The following is a 16,753-nucleotide window of genomic DNA, read 5'->3' as shown; positions in this document are numbered from 1 at the left end:
ATGGCCAAACTTACGATCGAACAAATTTCAATTGAGAATCTCGGCCCGATACGAGAGTATCAAACTTTTGATTTAAGCGTACAACCGTCACGCCCCGTGATTTTAGTTAAGGCTTTAAATGGAAGTGGTAAGACTACACTTCTGACGGCCCTGCAAGTCGGCCTATATGGTTACAAAGCTGTCAATGCTTTGCGCCGCAGTGAGTATGAGCAGCTAATTGCCGGCCTACAAAGAAAAGATGCGAATGGGCACTCTCGCATCGAAATGCATTTGACTATTCAGGTCGGGGATTTTAGACAACATCTAACTATTCGTCGTGAATGGTTCAAAAAAGATAAGGGCTTTCGAGAAACATTCCGAGTGTTTGCAGAGGGAGCTGAGGATCTAGTACTTGCCGATAACTGGGATGACTTCATAAATGGAATCCTTCCTGTCGAGCTAGTCAATCTATTTCTATTTGACGGCGAGAAAATTGAAGCTCTAGCGAACCCTGAACGGTTACCTGCTCTTTTGCGTCGTGCTACAGAGGTCTTCCTCGGCCTAGGGGGAATCGATGCTCTTGTAAGTGACTTGAAGGCGGTGGAACGCCGGGCGGTGAAACGGCCGATATCAGAAGCAGCGAATGAAGATCAAAAACTTGCTGAAGAATATGAGGTTCAACTCAGCGGACTACAACAGAAAATTGAAATTCTAGTTCAGCGCATGGCCCAGTCTCAGATTGATTTGGACAATGCCCAGCAAGCGTTGGATATTTTTACGCTTGATGCCCAGAAAAACGGTTTGAACGCCTATCAACAGGCTGCCGACTTGAAAGCACGCGCTGAAATGTGTCATGAAAAATACCGCCAGGCTGAAAACTCTCTTGTTTCTGCCTTGGAAGATCCGTTACTACCTATCGCGTGGTTAGGACCACTGTGGGGTAATTACAAAACTCAGTGGCAAGATGAGCAAGACTCAAAGCACTACGAGTTGCTGACTAAGGAATTCGCTAAGCGCGATGAGCGAATTTTAAAGGCACTCAATGGTAAAGGCATCGACTTTAGAAATGAGCTTGATCAGATACTTAAAGAAGATCTGAATACTCTTAAGCACAACGAAAAAGGCAACAAGGGATTCTTGCAGGGGGGAGACCCATCTAAGATTGAGCGCCAACTTTCAGAGGCTAAACTGAAACTGAGGGACGCTCGTGAGGAGCTCAAGGAGAATAGAGAACTCTTAGAAATCTCTCAACACTCTATTGACCAAATTCCGGCCATGGAGCAGCTCAATGATGTTTTTGTTAAGATGCAGAAGCACACTCAGAATGTAGCATCAAAGCAACTAAAAACAAAAGAATTAGAGAAAGAAATTGAAGATGCTCGTAGCAAATTTGCGCACTTTGAGTCTCGTTACAACTCGGCCTTAGCTAGATCTAGGAACGAACTCAAAGAGCATGCTTTCCAGGTAAAGTCGCTTGAAGCAGGCGATCGAGCTAGATCAACCTTGGACATCTTCCGTGACCGGCTCTTAGCATCTAAAGCCAAGTGGCTTTCAGAAATGATTACGTCAGAATTTAGAAATCTTTTAAGAAAAAAGAATTTTATTTCCAATGTTGTTATTGAGCCTCAAAGCTATGAGGTTTCCATTGTCGATATAAATGGCCATGTCTTGCCTATGGAGCGCCTTTCCGCTGGAGAGCGGCAAATTCTTGCTATCGCTGTACTGAGTGCGCTAATCAAGGAACGTAAAGGACGTTTCCCTGTAGTGGTGGACACCCCACTGGCCCGCCTGGACCGCACGCATCGTGAAACTTTAATTCACAATTTCTTTGCTCAAATTTCACATCAAGTTATGGTTTTGTCCACGGACGAAGAAGTTGAAGGCCCAGTATATAAAGCCCTTGAGCCACACTTGAGTCGCGAGTATGCACTTCTGTTCAACGATGAAGAACGCAGGAGCATAGTGAAAGCCAATCCAGCACAGATGAGCTTGGGAGTTCTTTAAGTGATTGATCGAATTAAGCTGACAGCGGCAGCGAAAAATCAACTAATTACAATAAAGCGCAGGACAGGAATCAATCATTACAACTCCATATGCCGACATGCGTTATGCATATCTCTGGCCGCCACTTCAGAGCTCGTTATTGAAAAGCTAAACTTTTCAGACGGCTTAGAAATTGACTGGAGCATTTTGACTAGCGGTTATGGCGAACTATATATAAATATAGTTCGCTCATCTTTGCCAGAGACAGTCATCAATGACGATCAACTCAAAGATATAATAACCAGCCATATCCATCGCGGACTGTCTTTTATCTTCAGCAGACCGGACAACGAGCTTTCTGAGGCTCTACCGGCCTGATAAGGCATGTCTAACATCACTAACCAGCTGAAGTCTAGACAAATTAAAGTCATCGTGATCTTTGCAGATGACTTTTAAGTTGCTAGGGGTTGCCGCTCCTGTCGAATCAATCAGAGCAATACGCAGCGATGAATTCAAAGAGGTTGCATTGCAATCTTCATGTTCACAGCGCTTTAGCAGCCCCATAGCACGTACAGTCCAAAAATAAACTGGAATTGTACGTATCGGCGTATTCTTTGTAATGCCTCCTAGCTTCAATCTAATTGGTGAGCCATCAACATCATATAAGGATGTTCTATCCTTCTTGTGGATATTACACCAGCCACAGCATAGCCTAAAGTTAGTAATATCATGCTCCCCTCCCCTTGCAAGAGGAAACATATGATCAATTTCTATCTTCAGATGGCGCTCGACGAGAACCTTTGGGTCTGAAAATATCAACGTACTTCGGCATCTTAATTACGGCAGAATTACCTTCAAAAAGCTCAACTGCCTCTTTTTCAAACTCGTCACCACATATCCAGCACCTAGGCTTACCGCCTGCTTGAGCCAGTAAAAGCTGACGATCTCGTTTGGTAAAGTTTTTCCGCTTCTCCATCAGAGAGATCTGTTCAACACGCTTCAATAGCGCCTCGCTAATGCGCTTTCGAATATCAGGCCAATGAATATTTTTAGGGATATTAAAGGTAGACTCTAAAGCGTTACTCACCTCATGGATAATATCAATAATCAATGGAGTCTTGTACTTCTCAATCAAAACATGAGGATCTACTACGCCTTCAATGAACCATTGCGCCCACAATCTTCTAATATCCGACTCGAGGTAATAATCCCTATATCGGTGTATTTTGGGATCTATCTGCAAACCGGCCAACTCCTGGCTAGCATCAAGATCCCACACGCTTTGATCGAATGCGTATGCCGACAGATAGAATTGAGGTAACAATCCTTATCTCCCGTCCGAGAAAGCTTTAACCATCGGAAGTTTTTTCAGCGCACTCGGTGCGCGACGATAGTTATACCACAGAGAAGACCACGTCTTCTTAGTAGCTGTGGCATCCTTCTTAATATTTCGAAGATTCCAACTCCTGGAGAAGAAATCATCTGTAGCACCCGCCAACCACAAATTGACGAGATTAGGAACTTCGTCAGTGCTAGGCAATATTACTTCTTTAGAATATAAGTATTCAAAGAAATCTGCGAGCAAGATATTCAAGTATACTTTATTAAAAATGTTTGAGCTTTTGGGTTTGCCCCAATAGTTATGCGCCTCCTCAGAGTTAATGTTAGCGAGATTATCTCTAACGGAGCTGAAAAACTTAATGAAAAAATCCTCCCAAGGCCCATTTTCACTAGCCCAAAATTCAATTGCCGTCGAATAACCTTGGTCGAGATAGTCTGCGACTACAGGACTTTGCACTAAAAATGCCTCACGCCAAAAGCTCGCGTAATCTAAACCTCTATCCTCATGATACAGCTTAGCACCTTGTAAAGTTCGAACGATTTGTACAAGACCTGAGAAAACCGTCCACTGTAATAGCTCAGCCGAAGATTCTTTTTTTAATCCGCGATCAACTTTATTGTGGAAAGGACTTTCAGGATCTATTACAAGCTTTGTCATCGCTCTTGAATTTTCTAAGGGAATACCAGCATTAACAAGCCTAGCCCTAACTTTCTCAAGCTCAGCCTCGGTCAAAGTAGTAGAAACAATAGTTCCCAAGAGGGCTTTACCGACAGGAACGGACTTCTGATTAACCACAACAAACTGAAATACTTGCTCTGCAGGTTCCGCATCTAGCAGAAGTGACACTGCAAGAACAGGGGATACTTCTCTCAAAAGCTGGAGTTTAGCTTCGTCTATTTTTTTCTGAAGCTCAGCCCCTGCATAGTCTTTTTTTAGTTCTTCATAAGTTTCCAACTGCCTTTGTTGCATAGCATCTGAAGCGAGAGCGTCATTAGCTGCGGCAATTGCACCGCGAAGCCTATGTTGACCATCAACTAAAACCACTGGAAGCAAAAATGAAATTAAACGGTCTTTAGTAAATCCTGCAAACTCGGACCTTGAACCAGCGGCTCCTTCGATACAAAGTCTTTCCCGAGCAGCGATAGCCCGGCGGAACTCAATGAGATGTGATTCTACAGCAGGAACGCCATCGGTATCGGAGCCAGACTCAAGCTCATCACCAATATCGCTTATGACTTCTTCATCTCCGTTTTCATCGTCAAAAAGCGAACGCTTTAAATTCGCAATATACTGCTCGCTTGGCTGAGCATTATCCAAATCGCTACCGAGTCGCTCATCAAGTGATGAACGCAGCATCCCAAAAAGTTCAGCGAAACTTTTATCATGCAGTGGACTGATTGTAACCTCTATTTTACCCAAACTAGAGTTTTTAACCTCACCCGCACCATCAGATTCAAACTTTACGAGGTTATCCGCCGGTGATCTGACAGCACAAAGTATCGGATTGTAACTTATGTTTTTTGGTTCACTATAAAAACTTTTTATCTGCTCGATTCGATTAGTATTTTCTATGCGCTGAAAACCTATAGTTTCAGCACTGTCACCACCATCCAACATCATCTTTTGTGGGATTCCGCTCCACAATGAGATATCGATGGCCGAAGCGAAAAACATTGCGCGACGCTCACTCGACTTCCCATCAAATTCGCAAACCGCATTGTACTCAAGCTTACTGTTATTTTGAGGCATCCTCAGCTCCTTGCTGCAAAGTGACCCGGTATAATAGAGTTATTTTCAGCAGGTTTCAATCGTCATTTAGTATACTCCAATATGTTGAGCTTTATATTTACACTCTCATTCACATTCACTGCAATAAACTCAGGCGCTCCTCGCAACAAAACGCCCCAATCTAGCGAATATCACCACAAGAAAATTTTCATAAATTACGTATTAATAAGTATACAAACTATTTACCCGCACCAACAGAATAAAAAACACACGAACATGTCAATAGATGATTTTCACTTAGCTTACTGGAATCAAATTTTTAATCATTCAGCAAACTTGTTTATACCCTAATTTAAGTGACAGCCCCCATCGCATCCGATGCTCATGAAGCAGCAGGGTTAACTTTATGCGACTTTTCGGCAATCAACCAAATTTACTTAAAATAATGATAAGACCTAGTTCAGAGGTATGCAGGGATGGCCACAAGACTGCGCTGAGAAAGGCATCCAGCCAACAAGCCGCTAGCAGGACCGGTACAATAGCCCTATCGCAGAGCTGTTGCGATCTTCCGCTACGGCACGAGAGGAACCTGCATAGGCGATACACGCACGGTGCAACACCTGAATGATAGCTTTTGTGCCATCATTAGGTTTTCGATGATATTCTGTAGGCTAACGATTCATGGATGACAAAAATGGACTTTACTCAAAACATCAAAGAACATCCCCACAACTGCAATCGGATTGTTAAAGCGTCTTACGCTGGGTGCCGTACTCGAGAGCTTGGTCCCTTAACAAATCAATGGACTGCTATGCACCAGACATCGATAATCCGAACCGTTCACTGCATCGCCGTAAGAGTTAGGATACGTTGGCGGGAGCTCCATACAAGCCTTATTTCCCGTGTAGACAAAATCTCCGAAAGTTTGATAAGAGCCTCAAAAATATTACTTACACGACTAAAGCCAGAAATGGCATTTGGCAAATGCTGGTAGCTTTAATTCCCTTTACGTACAATAATCTCCCCATTAACCAACAACCCAAAGCACTTCAATCATGACAAGTAAAAATATCATAAGAGCCAACCCTACAAAAGAATTTTTTATAAACATGCTCACGCGAGACATCGCAACGGATCGTGCGATTTTAGATTTAATCGACAACAGCATTGATGCAGCAATTCAAAACAATCTGCAAAATCCTGAAATCATAATTACTGCCACCAGAGATCTTTTTGAGATCAAAGATAATTGCGGCGGCCTCGATTTAGAAAAGGCAAAAAACTATGCATTTCGCTTTGGTCGCCCTAAGGATGCACCGCCCACTCCAAACTCTGTAGGTCAATTCGGAGTAGGTATGAAGCGGACATTATTTAAGTTAGGTACGAAATTTGATGTTGAATCCAATCACAATAACACAGCTTATCGCGTAAGCGTTGATGTTGATAAGTGGGTAAACCTAGATGAGTGGCACTTTTATTTCAAGCCATTAAAAATATCCAGCTTAAAAAATGGAGAAACAAAAATAACGGTCACTAAACTGAAAGATGAAACAGTTGAGAGCTTCTCAGAGGATCCTTATGTCAACAACTTAATGAGGGAAATCTCCTCTGCTTATTTCAAACAAATAAACAACGGATTTAAAATCACATTTAATAAGACACCAATAAAAAGCAAAAACATCACAATAAAGAGCTCAAAAGAGTTAGGCTTTGCTAAGAAGAAATTCAAATATGAAAATGTCGAAATAACCATAACATGCGGACTTTCAGATCGAGACAAAGAAGATAGTGGATGGTACATCGTATGTAATGGGCGACTAGTAGCCGAAGCTGACCAAACAGAAAAGACAGGATGGGGAAAAAATGGTTCAGTTAAATTTCATACTGACTTCGCGTACTTTAGGGGGTTAGTTGAGTTCTCTTGTGAAGACGCCGCAAAACTACCTTGGACTACTACAAAGACTGGTGTAGATGTAGACAGTAAAGTCTATAAATATGCCTTACTTCATATGGGGCAGTGCATGGAACCCATATTGAAATTCCTACGAGAGCGCACAGAGGAGAACAGTCATTGTGATCAAGGCTTGATAACCTCAACTCCCCTCGCAAATAGTATAGCCGCGGCTGATGCCATTAAAATACTCGAAGCCCCGTTGTCTGAAAAATTTATACGTCCTGAGAAAATAGTCCCTCCGAAACCAGATAAAAATCACACTTCAATTACCTACACAATCTCGAATGAAAAACTCGAGAGAGCCAAAGAATCGCTTGACGTTAAAACTGCGACCCAAGTCGGCAAGCTTACTTTTGATTACTATTATCAGTACGAGTGCGAAGATGAGTAATAGCGGGAGGAAAATAAACTATTCTATTAGACCAGCGAAAAGCATTGAGCGGAAGATGATGAGAGATATCTTCAGCTGCCTCCGCCATCATGCTCCGCTTAAAGACTACCAATACATAGGTTTTGGTTCAAAATACTTTGTCGACTTCTCCCTATTTCATCGCCACCTGGGAATAGAAAAGTTACTCAGCATAGAATCTGACTCTACTAATACTGAGAGATACGAATTCAACAAACCGTACTCATCAATCCAAATGAAGTTTGGTAAGTCCACAGAGGTTTTACCACAACTGGCCTCTCAGCCTGGAAAGAAAATTTACTGGCTAGATTATGATGGAGTCTTCTCTCCATACATGCTTGACGATGCCGCAATAATCGCGGGCACAATTGAGAGCGGAAGCATTTACACTGCAAGTTTCAATTGTTCACCTTTATTAGGCGGTACGTCCCACACAGACTTATCTGACGATGTGGAGGCTAGGCTTATAAACTTGGTTGGGAAAGCTTATGTACAACCTGGAATTGATGCAAGGGGCTGGAAGCAAAGTAAAAAACTAGCAATATTTTTGAAAGAATGCTTAAAAAAAGAGATACAGAAGATAATTTCCATTAGAAACACAGCGCTTCCTGAGCCCGAAAAAATTAATATTGAGCAAATATTATTTTTTCGATATGCCGATGGGTGTGAAATGGCGACTGTAGCTTTCGCTTTTTTCACAGAAAAAGATAGGCACATTCATAATTCGTGCAGATTCAATGATCTTTACTTCCACAGAAACGAAGACTCTGCCTTTGAGATTAAAACTCCAAACTTAACCATTAAGGAAATAAGGCATATAATGGAGACAATGCCGAATAGGGAAAAACTTTCGAAAAAAATATTTACCGATAAAGATATTGATGCGCTATGGGACAACTACAGGTATTTCCCAAACTTTACTGAGATAGAGTCTACATGAATCAAAGGACAATAGTTGAGGCTATAACCGAAGCGCTTACTCAAAGTGCCGAGTGCCTTTCAGCTCATGAAATTTATGAAATAATCGAAAGCAATAAGTTTTATACCTTTAACACCAAGTCGCCTGTAGGGGTCGTGCGCCAACAAGTGCGAAGGCATTGTGAAGGTTTGTCGTTCCCTTCGGCCATGCCTAGAAAATATTTCTTTCAAACTGCCAGCGGGAAATACGGACTAATTAAAAAGTCCAACGCATCAGCAACACCAGTTCCTGTAAGCAAAGACAAAATTCCTGAGGAGTATATTCAGCAGGCCCATGAAAAACACATTTCCGAAACTAAGCAAGAGCTCCTAGACAGACTTATAACTTTACCACCAAGATTTTTTGAGGCTCTTGTATTAGACCTACTGCTTAAAATGGGATATGGCATTAACGGGTCTATTAAACATAGCCTTCCAGGCGCGGATGGAGGGATCGATGGTGAAATACATTTAGATAGACTAGGATTTGATCGAATTTATGTCCAAGTCAAGCGATATGCGCTAAATCGCACGGTCGAGGCGTCTCAAATAAGGGATTTCATCGGCGCCATGAAAAATGGCGTAAAGGGGGCATTTATAACTACATCAAAGTTTTCAAAGCCAGCAATGAACTTTGCAGACAAGGAGCAACAGCAAAAGAACTTGGCGCTAATAGATGGCGACAAACTTGCACAACTTATGATCGAACATGGGCTCGGGATCATCGAAACAAAACAGTACTCTACGTACAAACTTGATCCAGACTACTTTTACGAGCTTTAAATTACCCGCCGACATTCATTGAAAACCAAAGTCCTCACAGTCCGGATAAGCCCTATTTTATACAAAGCTGCCAATAATTTTGCTCAGGCCCGCGAGAAAATCGGGCCGTAGCTTTTTACAAGCCTTTCGAAGCACGTGAAAAATGCGACGGTTCTATTTGGGCCAGCCAAAAATGCACTCAATGCCATTGCATTATCGATGCCCGAGCAGATCAAACTGCCTCGGTAAGCCGGGCTTGAGTTTGCACTCATCGCGCGTTGTGGGAGGCTGGTCGCAGCACTGATGAATACCTTGCATCGTAGCCTTTTCCGGTCAGCAACCATTGTATCGTTTGTGTGGTCGATCAATTATGCTTGTGCGGATATTGATATCATCCGGCCATCCATTCGGAACAAAGCATTAAGTGCTGAGCCCAAGAACAAGCTGATCAATTCGCTCAAGCCAAGCTGTAGAGTATCTTGGCCCTGCGACATCCAGAGTTAAAAATCAGGTATTCCAGGTGGTATCCCATAACAAACTTAAAACAAATTTTTCATATATATATCAAAGAAATAGCCATTCAATTCATACTACCCCGGCTCACTCTCCCGCAAAATAATCACTATCCACCTGCTTCACCTCATAAACCTGCTTAACACTCACCCCCAGATTATTCTCAACCATCAACCTGGCCAGCTCGCCCCCATCGATCAGCACCACCTTGATATCCAGCCCCAACGCCGCCTCCCGCGCCCCCGCCGAAAACTCCGAAGTGGTGATGAACACCCCCTTGCGCGCCCGCTGCCGGGTCAAGGCACCGATGAACTTGTCGATCTCCGGCCGGTGCACCGTATTAGTCCAACGCTTGGCTTGCAGGTAGATCACATCCAGGCCGAGCTTGTCCTCCTTAATGATGCCGTCGATCCCATCATCATTGGTGGCCTGGGTGGCTTTGCCAGCCTCCTTGCGCGAGCCGCCATATCCCATGGCCAACATCAGGTCGACCACCAGTTGCTCGAAAAAGCCTGGGCTTGCCGCCCTCACCTGCGTCAACAACTCTTCCTCGAGCGATTGCAGCAGCGCCTGATGGGCAATGTTCAATTGCTCGTCCGGTGTCGTGTCACCCTCGTCCAGGTTCGGGATTGGCGGGGGCACTCGCCACTTGCGGTCTGGCGGTGTGGAAATCGGCAAATTCGGGAAACTGTTTCAGCCAGCGCACAGTGATGCGCGCCGGGCCACTGATCAAGGCCTCACGGCCACGAGCGGTGATCTGAACCATGCCCTTGGCCGGGATGGTCAACAGCCCTGCCTTGTTCAAGTAGGTGCGCGCCCAACCCACCCGGTTGTTGATCACCGTTTGGTTGCCTGATGGCAGGCGCTCCTTGCGCTCTTCCTCTGTCAGCTGGAACTGCTCTGCAATGCACTCGCGCAGCTCACTGAGCGCCAGCGGCGTACCGTCCTCGACGGCAGACAGCACTGGGCGCATCACACTTTGAAAATCCGGGATCGACACATTGACTCCTTGTTCGCGTTCACCGTGCAGGGTGAACCTCAATTTCCACCAAGGCAAACGGACCTATCAAAAACACGCTAAGTACAGCCGTTTACAGCAATAGGGCCAAATGCCATCATCCCTCCCCCCTCCACCTCAGGCAAGCCAACCGCGTGGACCACAACTTCAAATTCCTCACCCTCCCCCACCGCTCCGGCGAGGTTGCGAACGTCTTCATCCACGGCTACTCGGCCGGCCATGACATGGAAGACCGCTGCAAACTGCGCAAGTACATTCCAACGTCCCTGCACAACTGCATCAATATCTTCGCCTTCTGGCCCTCTGGCCACTGGGCGCAGTTCGACAGTGCCTCCAGCGGTGGCGTGGCAGCGCTCGCCCGGATCAACGCGCTGGCCGGCGCGGGGGCCGCGGCGGTCGATCGCGCCATGCACTTCAACTCGAGCCGCAACCGCGCTACCGAGATGGGCAAACAGCTACTCGGGCAACTGGAGCGTTACCTGCTCAAGCATCACCCGTACGTGTCGAAGGTCAATCTGGTCGGGCATTCGCTTGGCGGTAGGGTCGTGGTCAGTGCCTTGCTCGACTTGCTGGATAAACCCGCTCATGAAGGCCTCGAAGTGGGCGAGGTGCTGTTGATGGCGGCGGCGGCCGAGCTGTCTGCAGAACAGGCGCAAGCCATCCAGCAACGCACCAAGTGCAAGCTGTACAACGCCTACTCCGAGGATGATCTCGTCCTGCGTTTCAACTTTGGGGAAAGCAGCATTGGCCGCCGGCCAATAACTCCGTGCAAGCATGAACATATTCACGATGTGTCCATGGCTCAGTTCGGTCATACCGACTATTGGCCACGCCTGGAAGAGGTACTGCGTGCGTCACGCTTCCATGGCTACACAGGCGGCCTGCCACGTTCGAATCAACCTGAGCCGGTCGACGAGGCCCCAGACCCCGTCCAGACCGACTACCTGCTCCACGATCTCCTCGAACTGACCAGTCCCGCCATACGCGGTCAAGTCGCCAAGCACCTGCGCAGTAGCAGTTGGACGACGCTGGAAGCTAAACCTGATCAATACCCGTTGACCCAGGAACTCCAACTGCTGGGCGGGCACTGCCTGGTCAACCTGGCACGAGGCCGGGGCCTCAAGTACGTGCAGATCCTGCTCATGCTGGCACAGCACTATGGCCTGGTGAACGAGCTGCACGACTGTGCCCAGGTGGTGGAAATGGAGGCGCTGCTGATCAGCAAATGCTTCCACTCTGCATTTGGCGAAAAGCATGTGCTTGCCTCGCGGCAGGATATCGTCCAGCACCTGGACGCGATGACCGAGCAAGGCTATTTCGAACAGGTCGACGCGCTGGCCGCGAGCCTTACCGTAACTTCCTACTTCTCGACACCCAAGGCACCCGCACCGGCGTATCGCAAAAGCGATTCGACCTTGCCGAGCGGCAGCACGGAAATCGCGCTCGCCTCGACCTCCGCGCTGTCATCGCTGAGCGGCCTGGTCCCGACCGAACGTATCAAGGCTGCGGTGACCAATCTGAAGAGCGCGATCAAACCGGGCTATTCGGCGCTGATCCCCGCCGTCGCGATCCTGTTCTACGCACGTCTGAAGCTGAACAACGAAGGTCTGCTCTGATACCACTGGACAGCCTGGTCCAAATATCTCTGTAGGAGATCGCCCAGCCCGTCGGGCTGCGCTGTCGCGCAGGGAACTGTTATCTCTGTGGGAGCGGACTTGCGGCGCGAAAGGGCTGCACAGCAGCCCCCAGAAGTTTCGATGGTGGCTCGGAATCTGGGGCCGCTACGCGCCCCTTTCGCGACGCAAGGCCGCTCCCACAGGGCCTAGATAAACCAATAAGTTACGGTTTGTTCCATGAAGGTGGCTAGAGCGACCGCCAGCGCTTGCGCGCATGGACATAAGCCGCCAGGTCACTGTAGCCAAGCTGTGCAGCAATCTGCGCTCGGCTATCCCCCTGCATTTCCAGGTACTGCTCAAGCTCCGCACGCACCCGATCGAGCAACACACGAAAACTGGTTCCCTCATCCTCCAGCCGCCGACGCAAGGTACGTGCACTCTGGTGAAGCTCCTGCGCCTGAGCCTCCAGGGTAAGCGATCGACCCGTGATCAGGCCCTGGCGAATACCCTGGGCTACCCGGGCCGACCAGCCACTGAGCTGGGACTGCTGCGCCAACCGGCGCTCCAGCTCCTGACTCACCACCTCCATCATCCCGGCATGCTGGGTCAGCAATGGCATCTCCAGCTGGGCTCGATTGAAGTACAAGCGGTTGTACCCGCAGTCGAACTGGATATCCTCACCAAACCACTCGCGGTACTCCGGGTAGTACGCTGGCCGACGGTGAGCGAAGCAAGCCCGCTGCGGCACGACCGCCGCGCCCATCCCCACGCCCATCACGCTGAGGGACATCACGCTGTAGTGCTCGACCATATAGCGCACCAGGCTGGCTGGCGCATCGATACGCAACTCCACCCCGAGGCAATCACCCTCTTCGACCAGCGCCAGGGTATCCATGTCCGATGCCAGCCGTGCATAGCGCGCCCAGAAGCGGATGGCCTCGGCCAGCGTGGCGCTGTACAGGCAGCCCTGGGCCAGCACATGCCAGTCCTGGCGGCTGAAGTGCGAGAACAGGTGCAAGCCGATCGCCGGATCATGGCTGGCCGCCTTGGCCCAAAGCTGCTCCAGCGCAAGCATGCTGTAGTTGCTGCGCGCCTTCAGCGAATGCGTCTGAAGGTAGCGCTCCAGCACCCGGCCGAGCGGGCCGCGGTGGAATCGCTCGGGCGATGGGTTGGCCGGTTCTCGGGTGATTCTGTCCGTTTCGCGCATATCGTCTGACGGCTTCGTGAATTCTTATGGGTGGGCACCGCCTTGATCGGCACCCACCGGAGAATGCCATGAGCACAACAATAACAAACAGCCCGATACCGATTATTCTCGCCATCCTGATCGGCTTCATCCTCCTTGAAATCACCTGCGCCTGCTTCCGTCAGCCCCGCGGCAAACGCCGGGACGCGATCATCGAGATCGTCGGCAGCGCCTTGCTGATGGTGGTCACCCTGCCGTTGGTCACGTTCCTCAGCAACAGCCTGCTGGAACACTTCGCGCCGCAACTGAAGGGCAGCCTCGCCGGCCTGCACTGGGTGCTTGGGCTCGTCCTGTTCCTGGTGCTGGACGACATGACCCAGTACTGGTGGCATCGCCTCAGCCACAAGGTGCCCCTGCTCTACTCGCTGCACCGCGCACACCATTCAGCGCCCTACATGAGCATCCGTATCGTTTATCGCAACAACAGCTTCTATTACCTGCTGATGCCCGGGCTGTGGTTCAGCGGGGCCTTAATCTACCTGGGGTTGGCGCCTGTGTACTTCGGCTACCTGATCGTCAAAATGCTGGTCATCTTCGGCGCCCACAGCAGCGTGCCCTGGGATGACAAGCTTTACCGCATACGCGCACTGCGGCCCGTGATGTGGCTGCTAGAACGGACGATTTCCACCCCCGCGACCCACTCGGCGCATCACGGCCTGAGCGCCGATGACGGGGTGACGCATTACAAGGGCAACTTCGGCAACCTGCTGTTCTTCTGGGACGTGCTGTTCGGCACGGCAAAGATCACCCGCCGCCGCCCGACGCATTACGGTATCGAAGGCATGCGCCCGGTCAGCTGGCAGGAGGAGCTGTTCTGGCCGCTGGTACGCGGCAAGTCGACCAGCCTGCCGACGGAATCGGACCAGGAGCTAGCCAAATGAGCCTGAATATCGTACTCGTGGCCGGCTCCAGCCAGCCGGACAGCCAGTCGGCGAAGGTGGCCGGCTTTCTCGCCCAACGCCTGCAGGCTTTGCAACTAAGCAAGCTGCCAAGGGTGATCGATCTGGGACGTGCGCCGCTGCCGTTATGGCCAGCCAAGGATGAACACGGACTCTGGGCCGAGTATGCAGCCCTGCTGCGTGAAGCCGATGCCCTGGTGGTGCTGACCCCGGAATGGCACGGCATGGCCTGCCCGGCGCTGAAGAACCTGTTCGTTTACGCCGGCTACCGCGAGTTGGGGCACAAGCCGGCACTGCTGGTCGGGGTCTCTTCTGGCCAGGGCGGCGCCTACCCGCTGTCTGAATTGCGTGCGTCCAGCTACAAGAATTGCCGCATCTGCTACCTGCCCGAACAGTTGATCGTGCGCCAGGTGGAGGACGTGATGAATGGGCCGGAAAGTGCCAGTTCGCAAGACCTGCGCATTCGTCGCCGGGCCGACTGGGCGCTTCAGGTACTGGGCGAATATGCCAGGGCGCTCAGGGGGATGAATGCGCGCGTCGAAATGGAGGAACCGGAATTCGCCAACGGGATGTGAGGGTAGCGGCTGCCTCGGCCTGCGCCCGCTTAACGCCTCGCTTCAATGAGATGACGGGTCGAATGCGCGACAAAAGGCTGGCCCTGGCGCATCTGGCTATCCAGGGCCAGCAGTTCAGCGCGGTACTTATCCACAGAGAAGTCCGGCACCCACCATACGCATTTGCGAAGAATCCACACGACTGCGCCTACGTCATGGAACAGCATGCGGCAACGGGCTGTGCGCAGGTCAGTCACCGTCAGCCCGGCTGCCTGCGCTGCTGCCACTTCGTCCTGCGGATCGCGCAGTTGCCGCTCACGTGGCAATGGCCCCAGGAAATGCTCGATCAACTCGAAGGCCGAGGCTGGCCCTACGTGTTGGGCGAAGTAGTGTCCACCAGGTCGGAGGACGCGATGAATCTCGGGCCAGTCCGGTTGCACAGGGTGGCGTGAGGTAACTAGCTCGAATGAGGCGTCGGCGAATGGGAGCGCGGCACCGGGTGCGACCTGCACGACTTCAACGCCGCGCGGTTTCAGGCGCTCGTGCGCCTTGCGGGCGTTGGGGGGCCAGGCTTCAGTTGCGCACATGAGGGGTGGAAAGTGCGGTGCCTCATCCAGTACCTCTCCGCCGCCGGTGTCGAGGTCCAGCGCTGCGCTGACGGCATCCAGGCGCTGCGCAAGGAGCTGGGCATAGGCCCACGGTGGGCGCTGCTCGGAGGCGCGTCCTGCCAGCCAGTCGAAGCCCCAGCCGGTCACATCGGCTGCGTTGGCTTCGGCTATCAGGTCGTCGAAGGGTTTCATTCGGTGGTCCAGGTTAATGCTTGTGGTCGGGCCAGTATAAGTCGGGTAGGAGCGGCCTTGTGCCGCGAAAGGGGCGCGTAGCGGCCCCGGGGTTTCAGTGTTGGTGCGCGGTCTCTGTAGAGGACCACCGTGGGAGCGGGCTTGCCCCGCGATTTGGCCGGATCAGACCGTGATGTTGCCTGGGCTGGCCTAATCGCGGGGCAAGCCCGCTCCCACGCCAGATTTCTTTGCCAGGACAGAAAAGACAAAACCCCTACCTGCTCGTGCAGATAGGGGTTTTGCGAAATGAATCTTGACGATGACCTACTCTCACATGGGGAAACCCCACACTACCATCGGCGATGCATCGTTTCACTGCTGAGTTCGGGATGGGATCAGGTGGTTCCAATGCTCTATGGTCGTCAAGAAATTCTGTTGCCAGAACATCCAGATGGATACTCTAGCCAATTCGGATATGTGATCTTTGTGGTTCGTCGCGAACTTTCGGTTCTTTCGTCTTCACCACCACAATTTGGCCTCGGCGCAAATTGCTTGGGTGTTATATGGTCAAGCCTCACGGGCAATTAGTATTGGTTAGCTCAACGCCTCACAGCACTTACACACCCAACCTATCAACGTCGTAGTCTTCGACGGCCCTTCAGGGAGCTCAAGGCTCCAGTGAGATCTCATCTTGAGGCAAGTTTCCCGCTTAGATGCTTTCAGCGGTTATCTCTTCCGAACATAGCTACCCGGCAATGCCACTGGCGTGACAACCGGAACACCAGAGGTTCGTCCACTCCGGTCCTCTCGTACTAGGAGCAGCCCCTCTCAAATCTCAAACGTCCACGGCAGATAGGGACCGAACTGTCTCACGACGTTCTAAACCCAGCTCGCGTACCACTTTAAATGGCGAACAGCCATACCCTTGGGACCGGCTTCAGCCCCAGGATGTGATGAGCCGACATCGAGGTGCCAAACACCGCCGTCGATATGAACTCTTGGGCGGTATCAGCC

At 50.1% G+C, this 16,753-nt stretch carries 15 protein-coding genes and 2 rRNA genes (1 of these 17 cut by a window edge); 8 read left to right on the top strand and 9 right to left on the bottom strand.

The window, feature by feature from the left end; all coding sequences use genetic code 11:
• Positions 1-1,983, top strand: coding sequence for a DNA sulfur modification protein DndD (gene dndD, locus ACZ899_RS22615; RefSeq protein ID WP_234562666.1), 1,983 nt, complete (start codon positions 1-3; stop codon positions 1,981-1,983).
• Positions 1,984-2,340 carry a DNA sulfur modification protein DndE gene (gene dndE, locus ACZ899_RS22610; RefSeq protein ID WP_234562665.1) on the top strand — a complete coding sequence of 119 codons (357 nt, stop codon included), beginning with the start codon at positions 1,984-1,986 and terminating at the stop codon, positions 2,338-2,340. It abuts the gene before it with no gap.
• Here dndE and ACZ899_RS22605 read toward each other — a convergent pair.
• From ACZ899_RS22605 to ACZ899_RS22595, 3 genes are read right to left on the bottom strand one after another with little or no spacing between them, the layout of a single operon-like run.
• The gene (locus ACZ899_RS22605) at positions 2,329-2,721 is read right to left on the bottom strand and encodes a hypothetical protein (RefSeq protein ID WP_485627789.1); all 393 of its coding nucleotides are present in this window, start codon (positions 2,719-2,721) and stop codon (positions 2,329-2,331) included. The genes dndE and ACZ899_RS22605 overlap by 12 nt on opposite strands.
• 4 nt (positions 2,722-2,725) lie before the next feature.
• A complete protein-coding gene (locus ACZ899_RS22600) occupies positions 2,726-3,286 on the bottom strand; it encodes a hypothetical protein (RefSeq protein WP_485627788.1) in 561 nt (186 codons plus the stop codon).
• A gap of 3 nt (positions 3,287-3,289) precedes the next feature.
• Entirely contained in the window at positions 3,290-5,053 is a 1,764-nt protein-coding gene (locus ACZ899_RS22595; RefSeq protein ID WP_234562663.1) for a ParB N-terminal domain-containing protein, read from the bottom strand.
• Positions 5,054-6,087: 1,034 nt separating this feature from the next.
• On the opposite strand from ACZ899_RS22595, the gene ACZ899_RS22590 reads away from it, so the two are divergent.
• The 3 genes from ACZ899_RS22590 to ACZ899_RS22580 are packed head-to-tail and all read left to right on the top strand — an operon-like array spanning position 6,088 to position 9,135.
• Positions 6,088-7,377, top strand: a complete 1,290-nt coding sequence (locus tag ACZ899_RS22590) for an ATP-binding protein (protein WP_234562662.1) — start codon at positions 6,088-6,090, stop codon at positions 7,375-7,377.
• A complete protein-coding gene (locus ACZ899_RS22585; protein ID WP_326491860.1) occupies positions 7,271-8,335 on the top strand; it encodes an O-methyltransferase in 1,065 nt (354 codons plus the stop codon). The genes ACZ899_RS22590 and ACZ899_RS22585 overlap by 107 nt, the downstream gene beginning before the upstream one ends.
• A complete protein-coding gene (locus tag ACZ899_RS22580) occupies positions 8,332-9,135 on the top strand; it encodes a restriction endonuclease (protein WP_234562660.1) in 804 nt (267 codons plus the stop codon). Before ACZ899_RS22585 ends, ACZ899_RS22580 begins: the two co-directional genes overlap by 4 nt.
• Before the next feature lie 579 nt (positions 9,136-9,714).
• Here the strand turns inward: ACZ899_RS22580 and ACZ899_RS22575 are convergent.
• Both ACZ899_RS22575 and ACZ899_RS22570 read right to left on the bottom strand, forming a co-directional pair.
• Positions 9,715-10,215: a restriction endonuclease gene (locus ACZ899_RS22575; protein WP_485627787.1), complete on the bottom strand. Its 501-nt coding sequence runs from the start codon at positions 10,213-10,215 to the stop codon at positions 9,715-9,717.
• Positions 10,216-10,234: 19 nt separating this feature from the next.
• Complete coding sequence (locus tag ACZ899_RS22570; RefSeq protein WP_485627785.1) at positions 10,235-10,627, bottom strand: winged helix-turn-helix domain-containing protein; 393 nt, start codon at positions 10,625-10,627, stop codon at positions 10,235-10,237.
• A gap of 152 nt (positions 10,628-10,779) precedes the next feature.
• On the opposite strand from ACZ899_RS22570, the gene ACZ899_RS22565 reads away from it, so the two are divergent.
• Positions 10,780-12,261: a DUF726 domain-containing protein gene (locus ACZ899_RS22565; protein ID WP_234562658.1), complete on the top strand. Its 1,482-nt coding sequence runs from the start codon at positions 10,780-10,782 to the stop codon at positions 12,259-12,261.
• 247 nt (positions 12,262-12,508) lie between these two features.
• Here the strand turns inward: ACZ899_RS22565 and ACZ899_RS22560 are convergent, their stop codons facing one another.
• The gene (locus tag ACZ899_RS22560) at positions 12,509-13,468 is read right to left on the bottom strand and encodes an AraC family transcriptional regulator ligand-binding domain-containing protein (protein WP_234562657.1); all 960 of its coding nucleotides are present in this window, start codon (positions 13,466-13,468) and stop codon (positions 12,509-12,511) included.
• 68 nt (positions 13,469-13,536) lie between these two features.
• Between ACZ899_RS22560 and ACZ899_RS22555 the strand changes: the two genes are divergently transcribed.
• Positions 13,537-14,388 carry a sterol desaturase family protein gene (locus tag ACZ899_RS22555; protein WP_234562656.1) on the top strand — a complete coding sequence of 284 codons (852 nt, stop codon included), beginning with the start codon at positions 13,537-13,539 and terminating at the stop codon, positions 14,386-14,388.
• On the top strand, positions 14,385-14,981 hold the full coding sequence (locus ACZ899_RS22550) for an NADPH-dependent FMN reductase (protein ID WP_234562655.1): 597 nt from the start codon (positions 14,385-14,387) through the stop codon (positions 14,979-14,981). The genes ACZ899_RS22555 and ACZ899_RS22550 overlap by 4 nt, the downstream gene beginning before the upstream one ends.
• 29 nt (positions 14,982-15,010) lie before the next feature.
• Here the strand turns inward: ACZ899_RS22550 and ACZ899_RS22545 are convergent, their stop codons facing one another.
• The 3 genes from ACZ899_RS22545 to ACZ899_RS22535 form a co-directional block, all read right to left on the bottom strand.
• On the bottom strand, positions 15,011-15,760 hold the full coding sequence (locus tag ACZ899_RS22545; RefSeq protein WP_234562654.1) for a class I SAM-dependent methyltransferase: 750 nt from the start codon (positions 15,758-15,760) through the stop codon (positions 15,011-15,013).
• A gap of 290 nt (positions 15,761-16,050) precedes the next feature.
• Positions 16,051-16,166: ribosomal RNA gene (gene rrf, locus ACZ899_RS22540) — 5S ribosomal RNA — on the bottom strand.
• Between the two features lie 136 nt (positions 16,167-16,302).
• A 23S ribosomal RNA gene (locus ACZ899_RS22535) occupies positions 16,303-16,753 on the bottom strand (it continues 2,443 nt past the right edge of the window).

It is taken from the genome of Pseudomonas sp. TE31087 (assembly GCF_057284075.1).
Note: the sequence above shows the minus strand (reverse complement) of the source record. Positions and strands in the feature narration are given on the sequence as shown.